Source organism: Paenibacillus sp. S150, assembly GCF_019352175.1.
GTDB lineage: Bacteria > Bacillota > Bacilli > Paenibacillales > Paenibacillaceae > Paenibacillus_AQ.
The window spans coordinates 94469-116039 of record NZ_JACBYI010000016.1 but is presented as its reverse complement, the minus strand read 5'-3'; the positions used below and the strand labels follow the sequence as shown (position 1 = coordinate 116039).

The 21571-nt window shown below is 53.4% G+C and carries 16 protein-coding genes and 1 riboswitch; of the genes, 11 read left to right on the top strand and 5 right to left on the bottom strand.

The features are described from left to right. Positions 1 to 550: 550 nt before the first annotated feature. From HYD27_RS16295 to HYD27_RS16285, 3 genes are read left to right on the top strand one after another with little or no spacing between them, the layout of a single operon-like run. Positions 551 to 2122 carry a spore germination protein gene (locus tag HYD27_RS16295; protein ID WP_219216846.1) on the top strand — a complete coding sequence of 524 codons (1572 nt, stop codon included), beginning with the start codon at positions 551 to 553 and terminating at the stop codon, positions 2120 to 2122. Next, entirely contained in the window at positions 2119 to 3324 is a 1206-nt protein-coding gene (locus HYD27_RS16290) for a Ger(x)C family spore germination protein (RefSeq protein ID WP_219216845.1), read from the top strand. Before HYD27_RS16295 ends, HYD27_RS16290 begins: the two co-directional genes overlap by 4 nt. A 36-nt stretch (positions 3325 to 3360) precedes the next feature. Continuing rightward, complete coding sequence (locus tag HYD27_RS16285; RefSeq protein ID WP_219216843.1) at positions 3361 to 4467, top strand: GerAB/ArcD/ProY family transporter; 1107 nt, start codon at positions 3361 to 3363, stop codon at positions 4465 to 4467. Here the strand turns inward: HYD27_RS16285 and HYD27_RS16280 are convergent. Further along, positions 4461 to 4682 carry a YczF family membrane protein gene (locus HYD27_RS16280; protein ID WP_219216842.1) on the bottom strand — a complete coding sequence of 74 codons (222 nt, stop codon included), beginning with the start codon at positions 4680 to 4682 and terminating at the stop codon, positions 4461 to 4463. The two genes, HYD27_RS16285 and HYD27_RS16280, sit on opposite strands and share 7 nt — an antisense overlap. 183 nt (positions 4683 to 4865) lie before the next feature. Between HYD27_RS16280 and HYD27_RS16275 the strand changes: the two genes are divergently transcribed. The 4 genes from HYD27_RS16275 to HYD27_RS16260 all read left to right on the top strand — a co-directional run bounded on the left by HYD27_RS16275 (position 4866) and on the right by HYD27_RS16260 (position 9032). After that, positions 4866 to 5225, top strand: coding sequence for a (2Fe-2S) ferredoxin domain-containing protein (locus HYD27_RS16275; protein WP_219216839.1), 360 nt, complete (start codon positions 4866 to 4868; stop codon positions 5223 to 5225). A gap of 137 nt (positions 5226 to 5362) precedes the next feature. Further along, positions 5363 to 6208 carry a GNAT family N-acetyltransferase gene (locus tag HYD27_RS16270; RefSeq protein ID WP_219216837.1) on the top strand — a complete coding sequence of 282 codons (846 nt, stop codon included), beginning with the start codon at positions 5363 to 5365 and terminating at the stop codon, positions 6206 to 6208. 147 nt (positions 6209 to 6355) lie between these two features. Further along, positions 6356 to 7504: an AI-2E family transporter gene (locus HYD27_RS16265; RefSeq protein WP_219216835.1), complete on the top strand. Its 1149-nt coding sequence runs from the start codon at positions 6356 to 6358 to the stop codon at positions 7502 to 7504. A 19-nt stretch (positions 7505 to 7523) separates the two neighbouring features. Then, the gene (locus tag HYD27_RS16260) at positions 7524 to 9032 is read left to right on the top strand and encodes a carboxylesterase/lipase family protein (protein ID WP_219216833.1); all 1509 of its coding nucleotides are present in this window, start codon (positions 7524 to 7526) and stop codon (positions 9030 to 9032) included. A gap of 995 nt (positions 9033 to 10027) precedes the next feature. Here the strand turns inward: HYD27_RS16260 and HYD27_RS16255 are convergent. Next, positions 10028 to 11203 carry a PstS family phosphate ABC transporter substrate-binding protein gene (locus tag HYD27_RS16255; RefSeq protein WP_219216831.1) on the bottom strand — a complete coding sequence of 392 codons (1176 nt, stop codon included), beginning with the start codon at positions 11201 to 11203 and terminating at the stop codon, positions 10028 to 10030. A 206-nt stretch (positions 11204 to 11409) separates the two neighbouring features. Continuing rightward, positions 11410 to 11559: riboswitch (FMN riboswitch) on the top strand. A gap of 125 nt (positions 11560 to 11684) precedes the next feature. Here HYD27_RS16255 and HYD27_RS16250 point away from each other — a divergent pair. Beyond that, entirely contained in the window at positions 11685 to 12674 is a 990-nt protein-coding gene (locus HYD27_RS16250; protein ID WP_219216830.1) for a DMT family transporter, read from the top strand. A gap of 911 nt (positions 12675 to 13585) precedes the next feature. Here HYD27_RS16250 and HYD27_RS16245 read toward each other — a convergent pair. Continuing rightward, positions 13586 to 13804: a hypothetical protein gene (locus tag HYD27_RS16245; RefSeq protein WP_219216829.1), complete on the bottom strand. Its 219-nt coding sequence runs from the start codon at positions 13802 to 13804 to the stop codon at positions 13586 to 13588. Positions 13805 to 13815: 11 nt separating this feature from the next. Then, positions 13816 to 13956: a hypothetical protein gene (locus tag HYD27_RS16240; protein ID WP_219216828.1), complete on the bottom strand. Its 141-nt coding sequence runs from the start codon at positions 13954 to 13956 to the stop codon at positions 13816 to 13818. Between the two features lie 97 nt (positions 13957 to 14053). Between HYD27_RS16240 and HYD27_RS16235 the strand changes: the two genes are divergently transcribed. From HYD27_RS16235 to HYD27_RS16225, 3 genes are read left to right on the top strand one after another with little or no spacing between them, the layout of a single operon-like run. Then, positions 14054 to 15811, top strand: coding sequence for a sensor histidine kinase (locus tag HYD27_RS16235; RefSeq protein WP_219216827.1), 1758 nt, complete (start codon positions 14054 to 14056; stop codon positions 15809 to 15811). A 2-nt stretch (positions 15812 to 15813) separates the two neighbouring features. Next, the gene (locus tag HYD27_RS16230) at positions 15814 to 17454 is read left to right on the top strand and encodes a response regulator (protein WP_219216826.1); all 1641 of its coding nucleotides are present in this window, start codon (positions 15814 to 15816) and stop codon (positions 17452 to 17454) included. A 30-nt stretch (positions 17455 to 17484) separates the two neighbouring features. After that, positions 17485 to 19200 (top strand): type 2 periplasmic-binding domain-containing protein, encoded by a 1716-nt coding sequence (locus HYD27_RS16225; protein WP_219216824.1) that lies wholly within the window; start codon positions 17485 to 17487, stop codon positions 19198 to 19200. Between the two features lie 1043 nt (positions 19201 to 20243). On the opposite strand, the gene HYD27_RS16220 is transcribed toward HYD27_RS16225, so the two are convergent. Then, positions 20244 to 21278, bottom strand: coding sequence for a glycoside hydrolase family 53 protein (locus HYD27_RS16220; protein ID WP_219216822.1), 1035 nt, complete (start codon positions 21276 to 21278; stop codon positions 20244 to 20246). Between the last annotated feature and the right edge of the window lie 293 nt (positions 21279 to 21571).

Genomic DNA, 21571 nt, shown 5'->3' with positions numbered 1-21571 from the left:
CAGTGCTGGCGGGGAGCCGTTCCAGGCTTTAAGTGGAAAAAGTAACACTAATCGAAGCTTTTCGGCCCCCTTGGCAGCATGAAGTGGAAAAAGTAACACTAATTCGATCAAATTAGCGATCAGCCGCCGAAATTCCCCAAATTAGGTGTACAAAATCCCACTAATCCCGTTGTGGCACGAATCCCGGAGAATTTAGTGGTACAAAATCCACTTGGCAGCTCCGGTTACGAAGGCTGCGGCGGGGCTTCCGTAACTCAACTCCGGGGAACGATTCTCGCTTTGGCTTAGAGACTCTAACAGCGGGAAGAAACTTACGGGACGTTGTACTAGCCCGGGCATAGGCTTCCATAACAATGTCCTCAAGTTCGGCAGTTATTTGAAGTGGAAGAACGAATAAAGGCCGCGTGTACGCTGAGCATTCTGCGTACACGCGGCTTCTTTGTGCAGGCACGAAGGGCCTTTCAAACACTATTGCCCACGCCTGTGCCCATTCCATAACCTGCATAAAAAAAGGGCGGCGGGCGAATAGTATGAGCAGGAGGTGCTGATGATGGCTACTCAAACCACAGATCCGAAACCGTCCCAAACGGCTGACAGCAGCAATCAAAGCGCTCCGCTCTCAGCGAACCTTGAAGACAATCTGCAGCGCATCAGGGAAGGTCTGGGGAACAGCCTGGATCTGATTATACGCCATTTTGAAACGATAGATAACGCTCTTCAGCTGGCCGCTGTTTACATGGAAGGCATTACGGACAAAGAAATGGTGGACGATTTCATGAACCATGCCATGTCCTTTCAAACTGTAAACGAGGCGGGGCAGAAGCTATCCACAGGTCTTGAAGTTTACAGTTATATGAAAGAAAAAGCGCTGAATATCGGCAAGGTTAAGCCGGCTGGAAATATGGTAGAGCTCTTTGAAGCCCTCTTGTCCGGCAATACCATTATCCTGTTTGAGGGCCTGGAAGAAGCGCTCTGCGGCAACACCAGCGGGGGAGAGGTTCGTCCTGTCTCCGAGGCGGGTACCCAGGTATCCATCCGCGGGTCCAAGGAAAGCTTCACGGAAACGATCGGGACCAATATTTCTCTTGTCCGCCGTAAAATTAAAAATCCCAATCTCTGGGTAGAGCCAATGACGCTTGGGGCTGTAACCCAGACGAATGTGGCGATTATGTATCTGAAAGGTGTTGCAAACGAAGATACCATTAAGAAGCTGAAGGAGAAGCTGCAGGAAATCAGGGTGGATTCCATTCTGGAGTCCGGATATATAGAGCAGTTAATTGAGGAAAGCGGGTATTCTCCTTTTCCGACACTGTACAACACCGAACGTCCGGACAGCGTAGCGGGGAATTTGCTGGATGGAAGAATTGCAGTTTTTGTGGATGGAACTCCTTTTGTCCTTATTGCCCCCACAACCTTCTTTATGTTTTTTCATACCGTGGAGGATTACTATCAGCGGTTTGATATTTCCACATTGATCCGCTTGCTGCGGTATCTTTGCTTGCTTATTTCGATGTTTGGCCCTGCCGTCTTTGTGGCCGCGCTTAACTTTCATCAGGAGATGATCCCTACCCCGCTGCTCATTAATTTGGCTTCACAGCGCGAAGGGGTGCCTTTTCCCGCCTTTGTTGAAGCGCTGATGATGGAGGTTACGTTTGAGATCATCCGCGAGGCGGGAATCCGCCTGCCCTCTCCGATCGGACAGACGGTCTCCATTATCGGAGGCCTGGTTCTGGGCCAGGCCGCAGTACAGGCGGGGATTGTCTCGCCGGCCATGGTTATTATTGTTTCATTAACCGGGATTTCCAGCTTCACGACACCCGCTTTTAATATGGCGCTCTCTGTGCGGTTTCTGCGTTTTGCCATTGTGTTTGTTGCGGCGTTTATGGGGCTTTACGGCATAGCGATTCTGGCCTTGATGCTGGTTGCGCATTTATGCAGCCTGCGGTCGCTCGGCGTTCCGTATATGTCGCCAATGGCCCCTTTAAATCTTGAGGATCAGAAAGACACCTTTATCCGTTCGCCTATCCATTTCATGAAGATCCGGCCTCGCCTGGCAGCCAACAGCAGTGTCCGCATGAAAGCGGATAAAGGCAAACAGGGAAACGGGAGGAAGCAGGCATGAGAATCAAAGCCTTGCTTGTTCTCATCCTGTGCGCTCTTCTATCCCTGAGCCTGACCGGCTGCTGGAACAGCAGGGAACTGAACGAGCTTGCGATTGTGAGCGGGATCGGAATAGACCGGATTCCGGAGACAGGGGAGCTGCGGGTTACGTTCCAGGTTGTGAATCCCTCGGCAACGGCCACCACCCAGGGGGCAAGCACCGGCCAATCGCCGATTACAATTTATTCGGCCAACGACCGGACGGTATTCGGAGCGCTGCGGCGGGCCTCGAAGCAGGCAACCCGGCAGCTGTTTTTTGCCCATACACAGCTGCTCGTACTGGGAGAATCACTGGCACAAAACGGCATCACCGATATTTTCGATATTTTTGAAAGATCGCATGAGCTTCGGCTGAATACAACTGTTCTGGTGTCAAGAGATACAGATGCCGCCTCCATTCTGAAGGTATTGCTGCCGCAGGAGAGCGTGCCTGCCATCGGGATGGACAAAAAGACGGAAAACACCTCCGAGGTCTGGGGAGAAACACCGCAAGTCAATGTGTTTGAGCTGATTAGGGAATTAACGGGCGGCGGCGGTTTTACGGTCAGCGGGGTCCGCATGGCCGGCAGCGCGGAGAACGGGCAGAAGAAGGCAAGTCTGGAGCAGTCGAAGGCGGAAACCTCCATACTGATGAGCGGCCAGGCCGTATTCAAAAAAGGAAAGCTGGAGAACTGGATCGAAGGGGCTGAAGCCAGGGGCACCCAGTGGATTCTCGACAAAATCATCGAAACCAATTTGAATATCGATTCCGAGGATCGGCCTGACGGGGTTGCCGTAAACCTGGTATTTTCAAAGACAACTGTCAAAATAGACATGCAGAACGGACTGCCGGTCTTCCATGTCCGCGTCAGTGAAGAAGGAAATATCAATGAAACGCGGAGCGATGTGGACCTGGGCAACAACAAGGAAATCAGAAAGCTGGAGAAGGAGATGGAGAAACGGACAAAGGAGGAAATACAGATAGCTTTTGATGCCGCACAAAGACTCGAATGCGATTACTTGAACTTTTCCAATGAATTGAAGCGGGTCAATCCGGCTCTATGGAAAACCGTCGAGAAAAATTGGGATCAAACTTTTGCCAAAGGCAGACTGGATCTCCAGGTTAAAGCCTATATCCGGGCTACAGGGATGCGGTTGACCCCGCTGACGTCGCCTGAGGAATAACCGGTTCTGAATGAATCGGATAGGGAGAACTGCCATATGAAAAAAGAAGTCATCGGCCCCAGCCAGTTATTCGCCATGATTGTGCTGTTTGAATTGGGCACCGCTATAGTGGTGCCTATAGGGCTGGAAAGCGGCCATGCGGTATGGCTGTCCATCCTGATGGCTCTGCCCGGAGGGGTGATGCTGTATCTGATTTACAATAACCTTTACCGGAAATTTCCAAATCTGATTATCAGCGGGTATACACAGAAAATCCTCGGAAAGGCTATCGGCTGGCCGCTAAGCCTGCTGTTTATTCCGGTGCTGATGTTCAACGGCTCCAGAAATTTGCGGGAAGCGGGAGACCTGCTGATCTCGGCCTCTTATGACAGGACGCCGATTCTGATCATTAACTCCATTATGGTGATAGCCGTTATGTATATCCTGAACAAGGGTATTGAGGTCTTTGCCAGAACCGCGGAGATTTATATGTGGATTATCCTGATAATGGGCCTGATCTGCACTTCCATGGTTATTTTTGCGGGGTTGGTGGATTTTAAAAATCTGTTTCCTCTGCATGCCAAGGATTGGATAGATGCCCTGGGTTCAGCCTATCCGAATATCTGGATATTTCCCTACGGTGAGCTGGTATGCATCACAACGATTCTGCCCCATTTCAATAAATCAAGCAAATCCGGGAAAACAGGCGCGGCGGCGGTCATTTTAACCGGTCTGATGCTCAGCTTCACCCATGCGATTGAAATATCCGTACTTGGAGAGGACCTCTACAGCAGGGCTGCCTTTCCCATATTCACGACAATCACACTGGTCGATGTGGCTAATTTTATCCAGCGGTTGGATGCGTTGGTCATTTTAACCCTAATTATTGGTGTGTTCTTCAAAATGTCCATCTATTGCTATGCGGCGACTGTAATTGCTGCGGATTTGTTTAAGGTTCAGGACTACCGGAAATTAGTAATTCCTGTGGGGGCAGTGGTGCTGTTCATCTCATTTATCAGCGCAGAGAATTACTCCAGTCATCTGAATGAAGGGAGAGTGTTTCTGAAGTATATCCTTCCGGTCCTTTGCGCGGCGGTTCCTATCCTGCTGTTTCTTGTACACCATTTGCGCAAGCGGTTCGGCTGGTACCGGGAGCATCATTGACCGGTTTTCTTTTTGAAAGCCTCTTTCACGATCTGAAAAACCGGAAGAAAGAGAAAAATAATGATGACCACCAGCTCCTGAAAGGTTGTAGTGGCGAAGATCGAGGTCAGGAAGCTGAACGACTGGGATAATGGGGTTCCGGTTAACCAATCCACGGATATCACGATGGACAAGCCCAGAAAGGCGAGCAAAGCGTAAATAAAGAGGATTTTCATAAGATGTTATTCTCCTTCTTGCTTGATAAAGGTTGGGTGAATCCGGCAAGCTAAAGCTATTATCCCCAGTTTGGGAAGCCGGTAACCAAGACTTGATTCTATTGACGGTTAACCATCGAGCGGCTAGAGTTTAGAATGATCCGTCAGGAGGGTATTAGTGTTCAGAAGGGGGCGTGGCATTTCATGACGACCTGGAATCTGCAAGGAACGGTTAACCATCTGCTCATCTGCGGCGGAAGCAGCTGCCGGAAGAATAAAGGCGGCGAGGTGGCTGATGCCATTGAGGACGAGATTGAGAAGCAGGAGGCGGCAGGCAATATACATACCACGTTGACCGAATGCAACGGAAGATGCTCGGACGCTTGTGTAGTCATCTCTTATCCGGAAGGCGTTTGGTACAGCGAGATGACCCCCAAGGCGGGCAAGAAGCTGGTGAGGAAGCTTCTTCAAGGCGAACAGCTGAAAGATCATCTGCTCTACACCTATGATGGCGGGCTGCAGGCACAGACAGAGAAAGGCGCCAAGGGGAAAAAGAAGAAGTGAAAATTACACGGAATAAGCCCAGGCGCACCGATGATTTATTACGGGGAGCCCGGCTCAAAAAATGTCATTGCTGCAGAACAGCCTGCTGCCGGGAATAAATTGGGCGGCGGCTGTTTATTTTTGCAGAAGGGAAGTTTATGATTAAGAGAAAAGGGAAATTGGGGGGAACGGCGATGTTTGAGAGCTTTGAAACGGGAGACCCGGTGCTGCAAAGCGAGGCATTCTTACTGGATGAGGTACGGTTTAATCTGATTCACAGGATTACCGAATATCCCGAAGCTATCCGGCTGGCCTCGGCAGACCGCAAGCTGATTTTCACGCAATCCCAGGGGCATAATCCCTGGCTGTGGGTGTCGGGAGAACTTGGGGCGGAGCAGCAGACCAAGCTCGTACAGCAGCTGGCGGAATGGGTGGGCGGCTGCGAGTTTCCCGGAATTTCAGCGCAGCCGGAGCTGGCGAAGACGTTTGCGGAGGCTTTTTGCGGAGTTAAGGGCAAGCTCTATCATACGCATATGATGCTGGAGGTCTATCACTGTCTGGAAGTGCGGAAGCCTGCCGGGGTCAGCGGCCGCATGGAGCGGGCCAAGGAAGGGGATATTCCGGTGATTGCGGAGTTTTTGGCCGGTTTCCTGCAGGATGCTTTTGGGGAGAGGCTGCGGGCCGAGGATTTTCTTGCCATAGCAGCCGAAGATGTCGCCGCCGGCAGCTCATACCTGTGGGTGGTCGACCAGGCGCCTGTATCCATGGCCAAAATCACTCACCGCTCGCCCAGACATGCCCGGATCAACGATGTATACACGCCATCCGGTCAACGCAAGCATGGGTATGCCAGCGCGCTGGTTGCTGAGCTGAGCGGCCGGTTGCTGAGTGAAGGCTTAACTCCGCTCCTTTATGCGGACGGCAAGAATCCTGACTCCAACAAGGTCTACCGGTCGATCGGCTTTCAGCATGCCGGACGGATTGCTGATCTCAAATTTGACTGAACGCGGGATCCGATAAGGAATTAATGAATGTTGCTTATGTAAAACAGGAGGGAATTTGACTTGCAGCCCCCGTGTTGACTATGCTATTACAAAGTGCAAATAATCACACATAAATTGAAGCAAATGTGGCAAGGAGGACGGGGGACGATGGAGAGGCTGTGGCCGGAGAAATTCAAGAAGTTTTTTCTGAATAACAAGTTTGTGCTAACGCTGCTGATTGTGCTGCTGATCGGGGTGAACATTCTGGTGTTTTCCAGGATTTCGTTTATCTTCAAGCCGATTTCAGTTCTGCTGCATACGGTGGCCGCACCGATTCTGTTATCGGGAATTGCCTATTATCTGCTGAATCCGCTGGTGGACCGGATGGAGCGGAGGAGCCGGATCAGACGTCCTTACGGCATCGTTATTCTGTATCTGGTGATCGCCGGAATCATTACGCTGATTCTGCTTACGGTGATTCCGATCATCCGCACCCAGCTGGTCGGGCTGATTGATAATTTTCCTAAATACAGTACCCAGATTCAGGAGGAATTCATCAACCTGACCGGCAGTGAGCTGTTCGGGCGGATACAGGAGAATGTAGGGACGGATGTCAGTGATATTACGAGCAAAGCAACCGCTTGGGGAACCTCATTTCTGAACAATGCCGTGGTCGGGGTCGGGAGCTTTGTGGGGGCGCTGACGGAAATAGTGCTTGCAGTGGTGACTACCCCCTTTATTCTGTTCTATCTGCTGCTCGACGGCAAAAGGCTGCCGGATTATCTGCTGCGGTTCGTTCCTACGAGGCTGCAGCCGCAGACCCGCATGGTGATGTCGGAAATGAACAGCCAGGTGGCCTCCTACATCCGCGGGCAGATTATTGTCAGCTGCTGTATTGGCGCGTTGCTCTATATCGGCTATCTGATTATCGGGCTTGAGTATTCGCTGGTGCTGGCGATTGTCGCCGCCTGTACCGCAGTCGTGCCATATCTCGGTCCCGCCATTGCCATTACTCCGGCCTTGATCGTTGCGCTGGTGACCTCTCCGTTCATGCTGCTGAAAATGGTGTTCGTCTGGACCGCCGTTCAGCTGATTGAAGGCAAGTTTATCTCTCCGCAGATTATGGGCAAAACGCTGAAGATTCATCCGATTACGATTATTTTTGTTATTATTTTCGCCGGCAAAATGTTCGGAGTGCTCGGCATCATTCTGGCCGTACCGGGATATGCCGTGCTGAAAGTGGTCGTTACCCATGTCTTCCAGTGGTTCCGGTTCCGCTCCGGGCTTTACAAGCAGATTGAAGAAAACAAGGAATAACGGGAAGAGGTTGATAGAGATGACAGCACCAGTGGCGGATACCTTATACGGAAAGGTGCGGGGAGCCGAGGCGGACGGCGTGAAGATATGGCGCGGGATTCCTTTTGCCGCGCCTCCGGTCGGTCAGCTGCGCTTCCGTGCGCCGCAGGCGCCGGAGCCTTGGGCTTCGGTGAGGGAGGCGCTCTCCTTCGGGCCGGTCAGCCATCAGCCTGTAAGCACCGGCGGCACCCGGTTTGGCGGATTGTCTCCGGTGTATTCTGAAGACTGCCTGTACCTGAACGTATGGTCTCCTGCTTCAGCAGGGGAGAGCCTGCCCGTAATGGTCTGGATTCATGGGGGAACCTTTGTGACCGGGGCAGGCAGCCAGCCGATGTTCGATGGCACCCATATCGCCCGCAGGGGCAAGGTGGTTCTGGTAACGGTGAACTACCGGCTGGGACCGTTCGGATTTCTGCATCTGTCCCCATTCGGCGGGGGGCTTGCCTCCAACGCCGGCCTTCTGGACCAGATCGCCGCGCTGGAATGGGTGCAGGGCAACATTGCCGCTTTCGGCGGTGATCCGCGGCGGGTTACTGTCTTCGGGGAATCGGCGGGCAGCATGAGCATCGCCGCGCTGCTGGCGATGCCTGCGGCGAAAGGCCTGTTCGCGGGAGCAATCATGGAGAGTGGAGCTGCACAGAGCCTGCCTTCCCGGCAGGGCCGGGAGATTGCTGCGGCGCTGCTGGCTGAGCTGGGGCTTGCACCGGGCGCCGATCTGACGCTGCTGCACACCCTTCCGGCGGAGCAGATTCTTGGAGCGGCAGCGCGCATGGCCTACAAGCTGTCCGGTGAAGCGCTCAGCATGTTTTTCCAGCCGGTAGTGGAGCCTGCCACCTTGCCGGAGGAGCCGGCTGGGGCTGTAGCGGGCGGTGCGGCCAGCGGGATTCCGCTGCTGATCGGCACCAATCTGCATGAAGGGAGCCTGTTCTTCCGGGAAGAACGGCAAGGCGAAAGCTTCGAGCAGTCACTGAAATCGCTGGAGCTGCTGATGGGCATCGACGATCTGGCCGGGCTTGCCGGCGATTATCCGAAATCCTGGGCGGGACAGGCGGCATTCCTGACCGATCTTTATTTCTGGGGCAGCTCCATTGCGTTTGCCGAGAGCCAGTCGGCGGCAGCCCCTGTCTGGATGTACCGCTTCGACTGGACGGTTCCCGGCCATCCGCTGCTGGAGAAGGCTGTCCACGGCGCGGAAATTCTGTATGTGTTTGGCAACCTGGACCTGCTGAAGCAGCTCGGCTTAACGGTAACTCCGGAAATGCAGCAGCTGTCCGGCTGGATGCTGAAGACCTGGACGGCGTTCGCCCACCGGGGAGATCCGTCCCTGGACAGCCTGGAATGGCCGCAGTACAGCGCGGATACGCGTGCCACGCTGGTTTTTGACGGAGAGACGCGGGTGGTGCTGGACCCGGATGCGGAGAAACGGCGGCGTTTGTTCTCCGCTTCGTCCAATTGGCCGAAGGCCTTTTCCGCCGGGGCGCGGGATTAGCTGCGGTAACCGGCTGGGCGGTTGGCGGCCTGCAGGCTGCAGAGCATAAATTGAAGAGCAGGGCTGGGCAATTGCCGGCCACCTGCTCTTTTTTTAAATAAAGAATTTATATGCCTGGCACACTGAATGATCCTTCTATTTCTCGCTGAAACACCCCGTCCTATACAAGGACGTAGCCGTTTCTTCTCAAAAGATAAGAATTTATCCTGAATTTCGAAAGTGAATTGAACCATTCCAGATAGGACAAGGGATAAAATCTCTTTTTCCATCACCCACTGGGTGCAAGCTGTTTTTAGCAAAAAATCCCTTCGTGTAGAGCTTTTTAGACGAATTGTGGATACTTACTTTCGAAATTCAGGTTTATATGTTTTGGGGAAGCGAAGCTTATCCGTTATTTCACGGCTGCGCTGTATATGAAAGAATGGATCGGGATTTCGGCCAAGCAAACTGCGCTATTGGGTTGTCCGCAGCGGGCAGATAGAGGGAATCAAAGGCAGAAGTACCTTTGAATTCGCGCGAAGCCGGCAGGACGAGGGAATCAAAGGCAGAAGTACCTTTGAATTCGCGCGAAGCTGGCTGGACGGTGAAATCAAAGGCAGAAGTACCTTTGAATTCGCGCGAAGCCGGCAGGACGAGGGAATCAAAGGCAGAAGTGCCTTTGAATTCGCCCGAAGCCGGCTGGACGGTGAAATCAGCGCGAAATGATTCTTCTCCTCCCTACTGAAATGGCAGCATTCTTATTATAGGACGCCGATAGGCGTCTTTCTTGAAAAATCAGAATTTATATGTTTTGGGGTCCCCGCAAAGTACCTGAGTCATCATCGAAGCCAAGGCCCCACTTTGTGGGGTTATTTTGTTGCTTAGGAAATGATGAACTTCTTTTGGCTGCAGCTAAGGTATGGGTAAAGCTGGAAATCAGTTGGAATGTGTGGCAAACCAGCTGAACCAGCGGGGTCTGCTTGGCAGGAAGCGGGGAGTTAGGGGGCTAACCGGAATCACTGCTTCAATGATGTATAGCCTGTCTTTTCCACCAGCTCCTGTCCCTCTGAAGACTGTATCCAGTCCAGAAACGGCTGGACATTAGGATTGGCGCTGCCCGCAGTCACGGCATAGAACTCTGTGGAAAGCGGATATTTCCCGCTGCGGATGCTTTCCTTGTCAGGCTCTGCACCATCAATGGCCAGCAATTTAATGCGATCATTGGCGTTCATCTCCGAAGCATAGAACAGGAAGCTGAAGCCAAGGGCATCCTTGAAATTGCGGTAGCTGGAGGTCTGGCTAATAATGCCGCTCATGAGATCCATCACATCCTCCTGCGGGGGAGTCATCAGCGTGCGCCCGGCCATAAGGTTCTCCAGCATGGTCTGGCTGCCGCTGTTCTCCTCCCGCTGGAAGGCCCGGATCCGGTTATTCTTGCCGCCTACCTCGTTCCATCGGGTTAGCTTTCCCGAATAGATATCCTTAATCTGCTCAGTGGTCAGTCCCGACACCGGATTGCGCTTATTGACAAAAAAGACGAAGGCTTCGCGCCCGACCGGCGTAAGCTTCAGCTCTTGGCCAGCCCGCAGGGCTTCTTTCTGCTGGGACAGGGAAGGGGCTGCCGCAAAAACAATATCCGTCTCTCCGGCGATCAGCCGTTTGTAGGCATAAGCGGTGGAGGAACAGATTACCGTGCCTTTATCGAAATCATAGACATCGTACTGATCTTCCGGGTAGACTGCCTGCACAAAAGCGGAATAAAGCGGATACAGCGCTGTCGCACCGTCCAGACGCGGAAGCTGGTCCTGGATTTGATACGCCGCCGGCCTATCCAGTGCTGCGGTCCTGGAGCCGGCATCAAACGGTTTGTACCGGTTCAGGTCCACCTCCCGGTCGTCAACGACCTCAAATCTGTTCATATAAGCTTTATTCAGCTCATATCCGGCTGTGGCAAGCAGGCACAGTCCGGCAAAAACAGCCAGCGCCAGATGCCGGAACCGGCGGGAGAGCAATTGGAAGATTGCGATTACAGAATAAATGCCCAGCCCGCAGGCGACGGCCACTACAAGCGGTGCGTAGAAGGCCAGTCCAAGGGTTAAGGCTGCCAAGAAATAGCCGATAAATCCGGCAAAGGCAAGAGCAATCAGAAGCAGCAGGGTATAGAACAGGTTCAAGCCGAATGATCTTTTCACTGCAGCCTCTCTTTCCTGGAGCGGAAATATGGATAAACACACTGCTCTATTATATCTTAATTCCCGCATGATTTCTTCCGGATTATGAGCTTCCCCTGTCTTCAGGTAGGCTGCGTCTGATGAAAGAAATGTGAATATTTTCATAAAGCACTGGACGAAAAGCGCAAACGGCGTTATCCTGAGATTGTGAAAAATATAACGGAATACAAGATTCTCGGGGTAAGGTGAAATTCCTGACCGGCGGTGATGTTCAAAGCGAACTAAGCCCGCGACTTCTTTTCTCTGGCAGCAGAGGGAAGGACTGATCTGGTGACATTCCAGAGCCGACGGTAAAGTCCGGATGGGAGAGGATCATAAGACAAGGGCGGCAGGGTTATTTCTGTTGTCTTTGCCTTAACAACCCCCGAGCTACGGCCTTCTTAGGCGTTTCGGGGGTTTTGGTCTCTTATCGAGGGTTTGTATCGACAAGGAGAATGGTATTATGAGTCAAGCTACAGCTTCATCCTCAGATGCCCGCACCGCACCGCTGCGCAGCGGCTTCTGGCTGGTAGTCCTGGGAGCGGCGCTATGGGGCGTCGATCCGCTGTTCCGCATTATTCTGCTCAAGTCACTGACCTCTTCACAGATTGTGCTGCTGGAGCATGCCGTGCTCTTTCTTGCTGCAGCTCCTGTGCTGTGGCGGCACCGCGCCGAGCTGAAGGCTGTCCGCCTTCGCCAAGCTGCCGCACTGCTGATTGTATCGTGGGGCGGCTCTGCCGTAGCCACCATTCTGTTCACCACAGCCTTATCCAGCGGTGACTTCAATGCAGTGCTCCTGCTGCAAAAGCTGCAGCCGCTGTTCGCCATTGGCCTGGCCGCTGTCATTCTGAAGGAACGTCTGCCCAAAAATTTCGGACCGCTGATTATCGTTGCTCTGGCGGGAACCTACCTGCTGACCTTCGGCTGGACGATTCCGTTCGGACATGTGAACAGCTTCATGGGCGTGGGCAGTCTGATGGCGCTGGGAGCCGCGGCTTTATGGGGCGGCTCTACCGTCATGGGACGGTATTTGCTCGGTTCGATGAAATATGAGACGGTCACCTCGCTGCGCTTCATCCTGGCGCTGCCGTTGCTGTTCGTCATTACCAGCATGGAGGGGGCGCCCTGGCAGAGTACCGGCGGCATAGGCGCATCTGCGGCAGTTGCGGTTAATCTGCTGCTGCAGGCGCTGCTGCCCGGACTGCTCAGTATGCTGCTCTATTACAAAGGCCTCAACACTACCAAAGCCTCCTTCGCAACGCTTGCCGAGCTCAGCTTTCCAATGACGGGCATTCTGATTAACTGGATCGTCTACCACCAGCTTGTTACACTGCCGCAAATTGCCGGCTTTGCGCTGATCTGGACAGCCCTGTTCTTTATCTCGGCCCAGCAGAGCCGGCAGGCCGTGCCGGCGAGCGCGGATTTGTCCCAATCCAATAAGCGCAGCGCCTGAGGGGACTGGCCCCAGGGCGCTTCTGTAATATAAAGATGCCTCCCAGCCATACGGTTAGGGGGTATCTGTTCATCCGGCGGGAGCTATAGTCTGCCGCTGCTGTCTCCGGTCTGTTTTTTAAAAGAGAATTTATGTTTTGGGTCCCCGCAAAGTACCTGAGTCATCATCGAAGCCAAGGCCCCGCTACCCTGGAAATAACTTTACGGATGAGGATAAGCGCTTAAAGGCCGCAAGAAAACGCAACAAAATCCACCCCCATTTCCATCCTCTGTGGTGCCGCGTCAGCGGCATGGATGGCTTTGCGGGGTTGTTTTGTTGGGGTTTAACCGAGAAGCTGGTTACATTTGGGTTCAGGCCGGCATAGGCGGTTACTTTGTATTCCATACAAAGCTCTACTGATCCACAAGATCTCGGGCAGTCAACGGTTACGGCCAGCCGGTTTTTCAACGGTATCCGCCTAAATTCCCATTCAGCCGCCCCGAATACCTGCTTCATTGGTTCGTTGTCAACAGGAATATATTGAAAGTCAATGCCCGCGGCCTCCGAGATCATTGTGCAGATTTTACGCTGTATGAATTGAACCGGAGAACCTGACATAGGGAACTGAAGCGAAGTGTAAAAAGTAACACTAATGGGCTGGAATTCTGGCTTTAACGGGCTTTAGTGGGATTTTGTACACTTCATGGAGGCCCACTCACCCCATATGGCTGATTTTAGCCGGATTAGTTGTACTTTTTCCCACTAGGGATGATCCGGAATCCGAATGCGCTGCCTTAGTTATACTTTTTACCACTAAGGCTGGCTGCCCTTTTTATTAATGTTTCAAGTTCATCTTAATTCCACTTGGCCTCCCGCCGGGTTTCAGCAGGCAGCCTTAGTCACGGCTAATCCTAAATAGAAAAATTACAAGTTCAATCTATTTGGCTGCTTAATTCTCCGCCAGCTACATCAAAGTCTTGCTTATGACCGCCCTTTCCCAGCAGCAATGCTGCAGCTACACGCCCGTTATCATCTTTGGCAAGGAGTGTGGCCTTTCCTTCCCCGGCAGCCGTATGCCCTTTACTATCGCTCAAGAAAGCCAGCATAACAGAATTTGTAAAATAGTTCTTCAGACAGAGATTGTTTCTCATAGTGTTGGAATCTATGCCGTCCCGCGCAGATATGCCCCGGTTTCGGCAGGGTCCGGCAATACATATTGATAGTAGCCCCCACGGCTGGCTCCAATGATTTCCGGGATGCAGCCGGAACAGGCAGATTGAACGGAGCGGGAGCCTTCCGCCATTATTGGAACCGCTTGCGGATTCCAGCGGTTGCCTTTGCGCCCCGGACAAATCTATGTACAATAGAGCTACCGAATCTGGCACGGGGTGTGAAAACAGATGTACAGATATAATTTATTCAGCAAAATTGTTGGTATCATGGTCATTATGCTCATCCCGATTACCCTTCTCTATTTCTATTCCAACAAGACGACCACCGATGTCCTCCGCAGCGAGCTGAACACTTCGAACAATAACCAGCTCAGTTTTTTTCAGAATCAGGTGGAGACCCAGATGGAGCTGCTGTCCTCCTGGCCGATTCTGCTGCTTCATGATCCGGATATTCTGAAGCTCAAGGATACCGCTCTGGAACAGCAGAGCTTGAATCTTGCGGCTATGCAGCTTGTAAAGCGCATTCAGACCAAAATCAGCATTCAGGAGAGCTCCTCCAACTGGAACAGCAAGCTGTTTCTGTATTCTCCCTCTGTCCACCGGATGGTGACGGAGAACGATGCCCTGCCGTACAGTGACGATGAGCTTAGGCACGAGGTCAAAGCGGGCTGGCAGGTGGACCCGGTCAAGGATCAGGGCGAAGAGCGCTTCCGCTTCTCATGGTTCTCTTATACGCCGTCTATGCCCGTATTCTCTCCCGGCCAGGCAGCTACGATTATGAAGGTGGAGTTCGACAGCCGGAACATTGAGGATATGCTGGATCAATTCAAGAGCGATGGCAGAAGAGATCCTTTCTACTACAAGGAGGGCACGGGACTGATCTTCAACCGCAGCGCCGACCGCGCGCTGGCCCGGCGGCTGGTGAGGCAGCTGGAGCAGGAACAGATGAACGGAAGCGGGAACCGGACGCTGGAGCTTGACCGCAGGTCCTACAGCGTCAATATTGTCTATTCTGCCAAAATGGGCTGGTATCTGATCGATTATATGCCGCTCTCGGAAATCCTGCAGCCCATACATACCTCCAACCGGCTGTTCTATTTCTCGGTCAGCGCCCTGCTGCTGATGAGCTGTCTTACGGCTTATGTATTGTACGTGCAGGTGCAGGTGCCGGTCAGGCAGCTGGTGGGCGGATTTCAAAGGCTGAAGCAGGGGGATTACTCGGTCCGGATCGGCATAAAGGGCAAAAATGAGTTCAGCTTCCTCTCGGGCCGGTTCAACAGCATGGTGGAGCAGATGCAGGAGCTGATCGAAAATGTGCTGATGGAGAAAATCCATGTGCGCGAGGCCCGGCTGAAGCAGCTGCAGTCACAGATCAACCCGCATTTTTTCTACAACTGCTTCTCCTTCATTACGAGCATGGCCAAGCTGGACAACATGAAAGCGGTTGTAGGCATGTCGCATAACCTGTCCCGTTATTACAGGTATACCACCCGGCAGGAGAGGGAGCTGGTTCCGCTTCCCGAGGAGGTGGAATTCGTGACCCATTACCTGGAGATTCAAAAGATGCGGATGAGCAGGCTGCACTACACCATAAGCATTCCGCCGCAAATGCGCACGCTGGAGATCCCCCCGCTTATGCTCCAGCCTCTGGTGGAGAACGCGGTGCTGCATGGCATTGAGCCTGAGGCGGCGGCCGGCCGCCTGCGGATTACAGGTGCCTGCAGCGGCAGGGAAATGCTGCTGACCGTTGAAGATGACGGGCAAGGGATGTCACCGGAGGACATCGCATTGCTGGAGAATAAGCTCGGAAGGGCAATGGATGAAGAGATGGGCTGCGGCCTCTGGAATGTACATCAGCGGCTGCGCCTGCGTTACGGCGGGGAGGCGGGCATTGTCTTTGCAGCTTCACCGCTGGGCGGCCTCCAGGCTACTGTGTACTGGCAGCTGCCCATGGACAATTCCGAGAAGAGCCTCAGGGAGGGATAAGAATGATTGAGCTGTTGCTTGTTGATGATGAAACCTATGTGACCGAGAGCCTGGCCCGCACTATTCCCTGGGAGGAGCTGGGGGTGCGGCAGGTGCATCAGGCGGCCTCGGGGCCTGAAGCGCTGGAGATTCTGGAGCGGCAGGCCGTTGACATTATCGTAACGGACATTTCCATGCCCGGGATGAACGGACTGCAGCTGATGGAGGCAGCCGCTGCCCGCTGGCCGAATCTCCGCTGCATTCTGCTCACAGGATATTCCGACTTTGATTATGCCAGAAAAGCAATCCAGCTTCAGGCCATCGACTATATCCTTAAGCCGGTTAGTGATGAGGAGTTTATGCAGAGTGTCTCCGGTGCGATAGAATCCCTGAAGGATGAATGGGAGGCTCATGATAAATACCACCGGCTGCTGTATGCCCGCAAGGGGGATTACAGTGTGCTGCGCGGCAAGCTGATGCACGATCTGCTGCTGGGGAAGCAGATGTCCGAACGTGCGCTCACGCAGAAGCTGAGGGCGTACGAAATTGACTTTGAACCCGGGGCGGAGGCGGTGCTGCTGCTCATTCAGCCGGGCAGGCATTACACGGCGATGGATCATGATTCCATTTCGCTGATGGAATATGCCATCGGCAATATTGCCGAAGAGCTTTTTCACAGCAAATTCCGCGTATGGTTCTGCAAAGCGCCCCATGATTGCCTCGTTCTGCTGGCCGAGCCGCATGGAGAGACTGTGCGCGAGCTCGTACTGGCAGGCAATTATGAGGTCCTGCGGCAGGAAATGCTGAAGGAAGCGATTGCGCGCTTCCGGGAGGCGGTCAGCAAATGCCTGAAGGGAGAGATTTCCCTTACCGTTACCGAGTGGTTCGGCTTCCCGGACGGAATGACTGCCGCATACCGCAGCGGCCTCGGTTCAATGGTTTTGGCTCCGCCCGGTGAAGCCGGCACTGTTGTGTTCCTGAAGGGCAGATACTTGCGGGAGCATTTGGCCCTGGGGTCGCTGGAGAGCCTGTACCGGCCGCCAACCCTGATTCATCTGCTGGAATCGAAGCAGTGGGAGGCGGCACGCGGCAAGCTTGAGGATGTGTTCGGGGATATGGAGCGGACGTGTGTTTCCAGGGAGCAGTTATATGAAGTATTCCTGTCCATCACCAGCGCGTATATGTACATTGCCCACAAGGGCGGCCAGTTCATGCTTCAGCTTGACCAGCTCGCACTTGATCCGCTGATTGCCCAGAGCCTCAGCTCTTCCGTTGACAAGCTGCGGGGGTGGGCGCTTGAGCTGCTGGACAGGCTGCAGGCAGAGCTGTCGGAAAGCGACCAATATACCAGAAGCTATATCATCAAGCAGGTGCATGCGCTGGTCGGAAGCCCGTCCGGACATGACCTTTCCGTGAAGACGATTGCCGAGCAGGTGTATCTGCATCCGGTATATCTGTCCAAGATCTACAAGGCCGAGACGGGTGAAGCGCTGGGGGATTATATCATCCGCATGCGGATGGAGCGCGCCCTGTATCTGCTGAAGCACACGAACAAGAAGGTCTATGAGATCACGACGGAGCTTGGCTACCAGAACCCGCAGTATTTCAGTAAGATGTTCAAAAAGCACTGCGGCATGACACCCAACGAATTTCGTGAAGGATAGAGGAACGCTGATCAGGCAAAGGGGGAAACCATGGGTGTGAACAGAACAATCCGGCTGCTTCTCCTGTTCCTGGCCGTGTTGCCGGCGGTCAGTCTTGCAGGCTGCGAAGGCAACGACAAGGGGAGCAGCCCGTCCAATCCGGCTTCCGCCGCTCCCGCTCCGGCAGAGGCTGCGGCTGGCAATGTCTATAAGGACAAGTACGACCCGGAGGTGACGATCACCACCGTCTGGGGGGTTGACCCGGAACTTAAATTCAAGAACGGTGAAACGATTGAGCATAACGTGGCTACGAGGTGGGCCAGGGAAATGTTCGGCATCAATATCAAATCGCTCTGGTCCATCACCGATACCAATGGTGCGTTCGGGACGAAGCTGCGCCTTGCGATGTCGTCCGGGCAGGAAATGCCGGATATCGTGACCATCGGCACGGCCGACTCCGCACTCGCCCAGGATCTGATTGATTCCGGGATGTATGCCGAGGTTGGCGGGCTGTTCGATGCCTATGCCTCCGAGACGTGGAAGAAAGCGATGGCCCAGGACCCGGACGTGTGGAACCCTTACAGCCGGGGAAGCCGAAAAATGGGCCTGCCGGTTCTCGATTATGCATATAATCATGATTATATTTTGTGGTACCGCCAGGATTGGCTGGATAAACTGCATATGCAGGTGCCGGCAACCCTCGGGGAGCTGGAGAAGGTGATGGAGGCCTTCAAGACCCGCAACCCGGACGGCTTGGCACCGGAACAGGTAACCCCGCTGAGCATTGGATTCAAGACGACGATGAACACGTGGATGGGCGACCCTTCCTGGATTTTCGGCGCGTATGGCGCTCTTCCCCAGCAGTGGAATATGGGCCGGGACGGCAAGCTTGAATACGGCTCCGTGAACCCGGGAATCAAGCGGGGGCTGGCGAAGCTGAAGGAATGGCTCGGCAAGGGCTATATTCCCCAGGAAGCGGCGCTGTGGGATGAGAACAAGACCGCAGAGCCAGCCGTTGCAGGCACAGCGGGCATTATTCCCGGACCTTACTGGATGAGCGGCTGGCCGCTGCAGGATACCCTGCAGAATGCCCCGGATGCCGTGTGGACACCCGGTATTATTCCCGCCGGGCCGGATGGGACGGTAATGCGCCATGGCACGCCGTTTGCCAATGGGGTCACCTTGATCAGCAAAGCCATGCAACACCCGGAGGCCTTCTTTACTTATGAGAATTATCTGTTCGACAACTTCGCGAACCCGCAGCCGGGAAGCGGGCTGGAGTACGGGCTGTTTGCAGGCTATGATTATGAGCTGAGCGCAAGCGGCAGGATGCTGCCCAGCGACAAGATCTCCGGCGGCTACGTCAACAGCATTCGTTATCTGCTGGTCCGCGACGGTGCCCGCGTACCGTATGCCCAGCTTGAGGCTATGCTCAATCTTGCCGATGGCAAGGCACCGTCTACCCGGCTGGAGAAGGATATTTCGGTCAACTATGGCAAAGGCACTCCGGCGGCAGCCAAGGTGCTTCTGGAGCAGAAGGACAAATCCTATAAGGACAGGTTTACCGGACCTGCCACGGCAACGATGAAATCAAGGCTTGACTATCTGAACAGCCTGGAGAATGAAGTCTTCAGTGCGATCATTTACGGGGAGCGGCCGCTTGCCGCGTTTGAAACGTTTGTAGCTGCCTGGCAGGCAGGCGGCGGTGAACAGATTACCCGTGAGGTGAATGAGTGGCATGACAGCGTAAGGGATGACGGGAGCTAATATGATTTACCGTTGCGGATGGTACGGCGGGGTGGAATGCCGGAGCACATTCGCGGGAGCAGCAGTGGGAGTGAAGTTGAATTAGTAAATTTTAATATGCTCAAAGCATTCCGCCGGCATGTTAGCGGGAATTAGCAGACTTATATTGAAGCGAGTTCACCTGCTATGGTGCATATCGACCAGCTTAAATGTATTTTGCCACTATATAAGCTGAACTTGGAACATTCATCCAAAGGGCAGCCATTTTAGTGGAAAAAGGAACACTAAGGTAGCGCATTCCGATCCTGGATCATTCCTGGTGGGAAAAAGTACAACTAATCCGGCTGAAATCAGCCGAATGGGGTGAACGGGCCTCCATGAAGTGTACAAAATCCCACTAAAGCCCGTTCAATCCGGGATTCCAGCCCATTAGTGTTACTTTTTACACTTCGCTTCCGTTCCCTATGAATCTCCCTGCGTTCCGCCAGCTTTTCCGGGTTCTCCGGTTCAGCTCATATAGCGCTTGTTTTGGAGCAGAACGGAGTGGATTAAGATCACTTTTTCCGTTTGGGATTGCCCCGCGGCTCAAGGTGGCCTGGAACTGCGGGAGAATCACTGCCTCACTATGTGGCGGGCTCCCGGCGCTTAATAACACAAAACGGCTGTGCTGTCCGGTTAAGGACGGCGCGGCCGTTTTCTCTTGAAAGATAAGAATTTATGTGTTTTGGGGTCCCCGCAAAGTACCTGAGTCATCATCGAAGCCAAGGCCCCGCTTTGCGGGGTTATTTTGAAAGATAAGAATTGATCCTGAATTTCGAAAGTGAATTGAACCCGTCCAGATCGGACAAGGGATAACCCTCTTTTTCCTTCACCCATTGGGTGCAAGCTGCTTTTAGCAAGAAATCCCTTCGTGTGGAGCTTTTTAATGATTTGTGGATACTTACTTTCGAAATTCAGGTTGATATGTTTCACGCTATAAATTAGCCTTATCTTTCTTGCTGAAACGGATACCGTCCTTATACGGACGGCGTAGCCGTTTCCACTTGGCTCCTTGCAACAGTGCCCTAGTTCAAAAAAGCATCAAGCGCCACCGTCGGCTTGCCGGAGGAATCGAAGGCGCCTTTGGTATAGGCATACCAGGTGCCGTAGCATTCAGGCTCCCAGTAGAAGACGCCGAGGCCTTTGCCGCCGCTGACGGATTTGGTTTTGCTGATGATGTCGGTCAGGAAGGCTTTGGCGGTTGCCGGAGCACTGACATCCATGCCGACTTCGGTAATCATCACCTCTTTGCCGTAGCGCGAGACCATATCATTCATGTTGGTCAGGGTTTGCGCATTCAGTGTGGACCAGTTGCTGGTGGTCGGGTAGAGCGACATCCCGATGATGTCATAGTTGGCGCCGTTCGCCTTGAGGCCGTCAAACATCCAGCGGAACAGGGAATTGTCATAGCCGTTGGACAGATGGACTATGACCTTGGTGCCGCTGTTGACGGCTTTGACCGCGCTGTAGCCCGAATTAATCAAGGCGGCAAAATTGCCCATGCTCACCGAGGCCTTGCCGTCCTCCCAGAGCATGCCGTTGTTCGTTTCATTGCCGACCTGCACCCACTCCGGCGTCACGCCATTGCTCTTAAGCGTATTCAGGACATCGTAGGTATGGTCGTATACCGCTGTCTTCAGCGCACTGAAGCTTTTGCTGGCCCAGGCGGCGGGCTTCTTCTGGTTGCCCGGATCAGCCCAGGTGTCGCTGTAATGGAAGTCGATCATGATGCGGAAGCCCATGTTTTTGGCCCGCACCGCCTGCTTGACCACATCGGCCTTATTCGAGAAGTTGATGGAAGGATTGACCCACACCCGCAGCCGGATGGAGTTCATCCCGTGATCCTTGAGAATCTGCAGCAAATCCTGCTTGGCTCCGCTGTCATTGTAGAAGGACCAATTATAGTATTCCATTTCGGACAGCCAGCCTACATCGGCCCCCTTGGCAAACGCCGCGGCAGCAACAGCGCGCTTGTCTCCTGATAAGCTGAAACAGGCGCCGAACGCCAGAATCAGGCAGAGGCCCAGCTTGAGCCATCGTTTTGCATAAATTTGAACCATGTTATACCCTCCCGGAATTAGGTTGTTTGGAATCACTCCTTGAATCCGCTTACAATGTATCGCCTCCTTTGGTTTCCATGAAGAGTGTAAGCCCGCACAGAGGATCACGGTACCTATAAAAAACCAACTTTTATGCATTTTTGGAAATCATTTTGCGCGCATTTTCTGTGAGTCCTGCTCCGGCAATTTTGCGCCAAAATATTGTTTTGAAGCGGCAAAGAGTAAAAATAAGCCTTTTCTCCCATACTACCGTTATTCTTTGATCTCGAAACGCTTCTCATCAGATTTTTCAG

Excerpts from the sequence above, each read along its gene's own strand:
- HYD27_RS16240 (WP_219216828.1), bottom strand. The coding sequence starts at position 13,956 with ATGGCGGAAGGCTCCCGCTCCGTTCAATCTGCCTGTTCCGGCTGCATC.
- HYD27_RS16220 (WP_219216822.1), bottom strand. The coding sequence starts at position 21,278 with ATGGTTCAAATTTATGCAAAACGATGGCTCAAGCTGGGCCTCTGCCTG.
- HYD27_RS16275 (WP_219216839.1), top strand. The coding sequence starts at position 4,866 with ATGACGACCTGGAATCTGCAAGGAACGGTTAACCATCTGCTCATCTGC.
- HYD27_RS16295 (WP_219216846.1), top strand. The coding sequence starts at position 551 with ATGGCTACTCAAACCACAGATCCGAAACCGTCCCAAACGGCTGACAGC.
- HYD27_RS16260 (WP_219216833.1), top strand. The coding sequence starts at position 7,524 with ATGACAGCACCAGTGGCGGATACCTTATACGGAAAGGTGCGGGGAGCC.
- HYD27_RS16245 (WP_219216829.1), bottom strand. The coding sequence starts at position 13,804 with ATGAGAAACAATCTCTGTCTGAAGAACTATTTTACAAATTCTGTTATG.
- HYD27_RS16265 (WP_219216835.1), top strand. The coding sequence starts at position 6,356 with ATGGAGAGGCTGTGGCCGGAGAAATTCAAGAAGTTTTTTCTGAATAAC.
- HYD27_RS16235 (WP_219216827.1), top strand. The coding sequence starts at position 14,054 with ATGTACAGATATAATTTATTCAGCAAAATTGTTGGTATCATGGTCATT.
- HYD27_RS16280 (WP_219216842.1), bottom strand. The coding sequence starts at position 4,682 with ATGAAAATCCTCTTTATTTACGCTTTGCTCGCCTTTCTGGGCTTGTCC.
- HYD27_RS16225 (WP_219216824.1), top strand. The coding sequence starts at position 17,485 with ATGGGTGTGAACAGAACAATCCGGCTGCTTCTCCTGTTCCTGGCCGTG.
- HYD27_RS16230 (WP_219216826.1), top strand. The coding sequence starts at position 15,814 with ATGATTGAGCTGTTGCTTGTTGATGATGAAACCTATGTGACCGAGAGC.
- HYD27_RS16270 (WP_219216837.1), top strand. The coding sequence starts at position 5,363 with ATGATTAAGAGAAAAGGGAAATTGGGGGGAACGGCGATGTTTGAGAGC.
- HYD27_RS16285 (WP_219216843.1), top strand. The coding sequence starts at position 3,361 with ATGAAAAAAGAAGTCATCGGCCCCAGCCAGTTATTCGCCATGATTGTG.
- HYD27_RS16290 (WP_219216845.1), top strand. The coding sequence starts at position 2,119 with ATGAGAATCAAAGCCTTGCTTGTTCTCATCCTGTGCGCTCTTCTATCC.
- HYD27_RS16250 (WP_219216830.1), top strand. The coding sequence starts at position 11,685 with ATGAGTCAAGCTACAGCTTCATCCTCAGATGCCCGCACCGCACCGCTG.